Genomic DNA, 4911 nt, shown 5'->3' on the forward strand with positions numbered 1-4911 from the left:
ACCATGATCACCGGGTCGTTGTGCTTGACCGAGATCTTGAAGTCGTGGAAGTCGTGCTCCTCGAAGAGGCCCGCCTCCCAGACGGCGCTCTCGACGAGCGCCTCCGGGGTCGCCTTGCCGTACTTCTGCATGATGCTCGGCTCCAGCGAGCCGGCGTTCACGCCGATGCGGATGGACACGCCCGCGGCCTTCGCCGCCTTCGCGATCGCGCCGACCTGGTCGTCGAACTTGCGGATGTTGCCGGGGTTCACGCGCACGGCCGCGCAGCCCGCGTCGATCGCGGCGAACACGTAGGCCGGCTGGAAGTGGATGTCGGCGATGACCGGGATCTGGCTCTTCTTCGCGATGATCGGCAGCGCCTCCGCATCGTCGCGGGAGGGCACGGCGACGCGCACGATGTCGCAGCCGGAGGCGGTGAGCTCGGCGATCTGCTGCAGCGTGCTGTTGATGTCGGTCGTCGGTGTCGTGCACATCGACTGCACGCTGACCTGCGCGTCGCCGCCGACGAGCACCTTCCCGACCTTGATCTGGCGGGACTTCCGCCGCGGCGCGAGCACCGCGGGCTTGGGCTTCGGCAACCCGATGTTGAGTGCGGGCACGGCACCTCCTTGCAACGCTTCAGGCTACGCGGCCCAGGGTGGGCACCTGTGCAGCGGTGGTCTCGATGGGCCGACCGATGCACGCGGACCACGTGCCGCGTGGTCTCGAGGCTCGCTCCGCTCGCACCTCGACCACCGGAACTCGCCACGCCCGCTGGTCGAGGTGCGAGCGCCGGCGAGCCTCGAGACCCGCCGACTCAGAAGATCTGGATGGGGCGGACCAGGTCCGCGTAGATCAGCAGCACGCTCATGCCGCCCAGGAGGATGGCGACCGCGAACGTGAGCGGCATCAGCTTCGCGGTGTCGACGGGGCCCGGGTCCCGGCGGCCGAAGAGCCTCGCGACCTGACGTCGCAGCCCCTCCCACAGCGCGCCGATCACGTGGCCACCGTCGAGCGGCAGCAGCGGGATCAGGTTGAACGTGAACAGCGCGATGTTCAGGCTGCCGAGGATGCCGATCAGGCTGGCCAGCTTGGACGTGACCGTGATCTGCGGATTCGCGGCGATCTCGCCGGCGACCCGGCCGACGCCGACGACGCTGATGGGCCCGTTCGGGTCGCGCTCCCCCGCGCCGAACGCCGCCTGCGCGACGCCGACCAGGCGGGCCGGCAGGTTCACGATCACCCCGGCGACGGAGGTGACGTTGTTCCACACCGCCGGGATCACGGCGGTGGCACTCTGCTGCTGCAGCGCCTCCGTCGAGCTGATCCCGATGAAGCCGACCGTCTGCGTCTTGGTGGTGCCGTCGGCGTTCTTCTGCACCGTGCCGGCGTCGTTCGTCACGGCGATGACGTTCGTGGCGGGGGTGACGGCGATGCGCTTCGTCGTGCCGTCCTTCGCCGCGATCGTCAGGTCGAGCCGCTTCCCGGCGGAGGTGCGGATGATCGCGGTCACGTCCGACCAGGTGCTGACCGGCGTGCTGCCGATCGCGGTGATGCGGTCGCCGGGTTTCAGCGCGGTGCCCGCGGCGGGAGCGGCGACGTCGGAGGCGGAGCAGGTGGTCTTCGTCTGCGTCGCGGGCACGATGCACTGCGAGATCGACGCCACGGTCGTCGTCGGCGTGAGGACGCCGAATCCCATCAGCAGGATCGCGGTGAACAGGATCCCGAGGATCAGGTTGACGCTCGGACCGCCGAGCATGATCACGACGCGCTTCCAGACGGCCAGGTGATAGAACGCGCGGTGCTCCTCGCCGGGCGCGATCTGGTCCTGGCTCGTGTCGCGGGCGTCCTGCACGAGGGTGTTGAAGAACCCGGTCGACGCGGTACGGGCGCGCGACGGAGCCTCGACGACCTCCTCCACGCCCTCCCCGACGGTCGCGGGCGGACGCCCTTCGAACAGGCGCCCCTTCTTCGCCGCTTTCGCCGGCGGCCTGCGCTTATCGTTCCCGCCTGCCGCCGGCGGGAACATCCCCACCATCGAGATGTAGCCGCCGAGCGGGATCGCCTTGATGCCGTACTCGGTCTCGCCCTTCGTGCGCGAGAAGACGGTCTTGCCGAAGCCGATCATGTACTGCGTCACGCGGACGCCGAACAGCTTCGCGGGAACGAGGTGCCCGACCTCGTGCAGGCCGATGGAGAGGACCACGCCGACGAGGATCACGAGGACCCCGGCGAGGTACAGGAGGGGCTCGGTCACGGCGAGAAGGGTACGTCCCGCATCCAGCAGCGCCGCGCGACCCGACGGCGCTCCGCTATGAAGCGCCGATCAACCGGTCCGCGGCCTCCCGGGCCCTGCGGTCGGCGTCGAGCACGGCCGCGAGGTCCGGCGGACCCGCCTCCTCCTGGACGTTCGACAGCACCGTCTCGATCAGCGGCACGATGTCGAGGAACGCGAGCCGGCCGGCGTGGAACGCATACACGGCCTGCTCGTTCGCGGCGTTGAAGACGGCAGGTCTGGTACCTCCGACCGCGCCGACCTGTTTCGCGAGCGCGACAGCGGGGAACGCGACCTCGTCGAGCGGCTCGAACGTCCAGGACTGCGGGGTCGTCCAGTCGAGCGGCGCTCCGACGCCGGGGATCCGTCGCGGCGCATCGAGCGCGAGGGAGATCGGCAGCCGCATGTCGGGCGGCGACGCCTGCGCGATCGTCGCGCCGTCGGTGAACTCCACCATCGAGTGCACGATCGACTGCGGGTGCACCACCACGTCGATCGCGTCGAACGGCACGTCGAACAGCAGGTGCGCCTCGATGACCTCGAGGCCCTTGTTGATGAGGGTCGCCGAGTTCGTCGTGATCATCAGGCCCATCGACCAGGTCGGATGCGCGAGCGCCTGCTGCGGCGTGACCGAGTGCAGCTCGGCCTTCGATCGTCCGCGGAACGGCCCACCGGACGCGGTGATGACCAGCCGTCGCACCTCGCCGTGGGTCCCGGAGGCGAGGCACTGCGCGATCGCGGAGTGCTCGCTGTCGACCGGGACGACCCTGCCGGGCGCCATCAGCGGCTTCACGACCGGTCCGCCGATGATCAGCGACTCCTTGTTCGCGAGCCCGAGCACGGCGTCCGTCTCGAGCGCCGCGATCGTCGGGCCCAGCCCGGCGGCCCCCGTGATGCCGTTGATGATCACATCGGCCTCGACGTCCTGGACGAGCCGCTCCGCGTCCTCCGCCCCCAGCGCGAGCGCAGACACGCCGAAGCGCTCCGCCTGCTCGTCGAGCAGCGCCCGGTTGCGGCCGGCGGCGAGGCCGACGACCTCGAACCGGTCGCGGTTCGCCGCGATCACGTCGAGCGTCTGCGTGCCGATCGAGCCGGTGGAGCCGAGCAGGAGGATGCGCCTCGCTGCACCCTCACTCATGGGGCGCGACCGGCGCGTGGTGCACGGGGAAGTTCACCGAGTTCGCGATGAAGCAGAGCCGGTTCGCCTCCGCGTGCAGGGAGTCGGCGAGCGAGCGCTGCGACTCGTCCGCGAGCTCGACGCGGGGATGCAGGTCGACGCGGGTGAAGTGCCCCGCGCCGTCGGGCGTGACCAGCATCTCGCCGATCGCCGTATCCGTGTACCCGGTGACGACGACGCCGTGGTTCACGGCGACGTGGAGGTAGGAGAGCAGGTGGCACTCGCTCAGGGCCGCGAGCAGCAGCTCCTCCGGGTTCCACCGGTCCGCGTCACCGCGGAACGGGGTGTCGGCGCTCGCCAGCAGGTCGGGCTTGCCGTCGATGCGCAGGACCACGTCCCTGCCGTACTCGCGGTAGCCGGTCGTGCCGGTGCCCCGGTTCCCGGTCCACTCCGCGGCGAGCGCGTACGAATGCTCGGAAGCCACGCCCTCGAGCGTAGGTCAGCGCACTGACCCCCGCTGGTCGCGGTGCGAGCGCAGCGAGCCTCGAGACCAGCGGGGCGGGTCAGCTGCGCGCGTCGGCCAGGATGTCGATCACGAACACCATCGTGTCGGTGCCCTTGATCGTGCCGTCCGTGCTGCCGGTCGTGCCGTAGCCGTCGGCGGGAGGGATGATCGCGACGACCTGCGAGCCGACCTTCTGGCCGACGAGCGCCTTCCCGAACCCGCTCACCACCTGCGTCGTCGCGAACGTGGTCGGGCTCTTGCCCCAGGACTGGTCGAAGATCGCGCCGGTCCGCCAGAGCACGCCCTGGTACTGCACCGTCACCGAGTCGCCGCTCTTCACGGTGGTTCCCGTGCCGACCTTGCTGGCCGCGATCTCGAGCTTCGTCGGCGGGGTCGTGGCGGGGATCTTGACCGTCGGGGCGCCGTTCGCCGCGAGCGTCACCTGCGGGAAGCCGGACGGCAGCGCTTTGGAGGCGCCGGTCGCCTTGACGGGCGAGTGGCCGAAGATCTCGGCGACGAAGACGATCGAGTCGCCGCCGGCCACCCCGATCTGCTCCGACCCGGCCGTGCCGAACGCCTGCGAGGCGGGGATGACGGCGACGATGCGGTCGCCCTCCTTCGCGCAGACGATGGACTGCGCGAAGCCCGGCAGCACCTTCGTCCCGTCGACCGGGAACACCTGCCTGCTGGTCGTCGTCCAGCCGCGGCTGTCGATCTTCTTGCCCGAGGCGCCGTCGTACATCGCGTACGCGAGCGTCACGCTGTCGCCCTGCTTCACCGGAGCACCGCTGCCGGCCGTGACCGTCGTGCGCTGCGTCGTCGTGACCGTGGTGGCGGTCGGGAAGGTCACCTTCGGCTCCGCACTGGCGGAGCCGCTCACCGTGACCGCCTCGGAAGCGGATCCGGAGGCCGGGCAGGCGAGCGCAGCGGTGGTCGATGGCGCCGAGGCGGAGGGGGCGGGCGACGACGTCTTCGCCGTGGAGCCTCCTGTCGAGCAGCCCGCGAGGAGGGCGACGGCGCTCACGGCGGTGAGGG

The 4911-nt window shown here is 70.7% G+C and carries 5 protein-coding genes; all 5 read right to left on the minus strand.

Going from position 1 to position 4911, the window contains the following annotated elements; translation table 11 throughout:
• On the minus strand, positions 1–599 hold a 599-nt coding region (locus ACFE67_RS14030; RefSeq protein WP_375407494.1), incomplete at its 3' end, for a flavodoxin-dependent (E)-4-hydroxy-3-methylbut-2-enyl-diphosphate synthase.
• 197 nt (positions 600–796) lie between these two features.
• Positions 797–2236: an RIP metalloprotease gene (locus ACFE67_RS14035; protein ID WP_375407495.1), complete on the minus strand. Its 1440-nt coding sequence runs from the start codon at positions 2234–2236 to the stop codon at positions 797–799.
• A 55-nt stretch (positions 2237–2291) separates the two neighbouring features.
• On the minus strand, positions 2292–3392 hold the full coding sequence (locus tag ACFE67_RS14040; protein ID WP_375407496.1) for a 1-deoxy-D-xylulose-5-phosphate reductoisomerase: 1101 nt from the start codon (positions 3390–3392) through the stop codon (positions 2292–2294).
• A complete protein-coding gene (locus ACFE67_RS14045) occupies positions 3385–3855 on the minus strand; it encodes an OsmC family protein (protein ID WP_375407497.1) in 471 nt (156 codons plus the stop codon). The genes ACFE67_RS14040 and ACFE67_RS14045 overlap by 8 nt, the downstream gene beginning before the upstream one ends.
• Before the next feature lie 79 nt (positions 3856–3934).
• Positions 3935–4756: an FKBP-type peptidyl-prolyl cis-trans isomerase gene (locus tag ACFE67_RS14050; RefSeq protein WP_375407498.1), complete on the minus strand. Its 822-nt coding sequence runs from the start codon at positions 4754–4756 to the stop codon at positions 3935–3937.
• Positions 4757–4911 lie beyond the last annotated feature (155 nt).

The organism is uncultured Amnibacterium sp. (genome assembly GCF_964244015.1).
Classification (GTDB): Bacteria; Actinomycetota; Actinomycetes; order Actinomycetales; family Microbacteriaceae; genus Amnibacterium.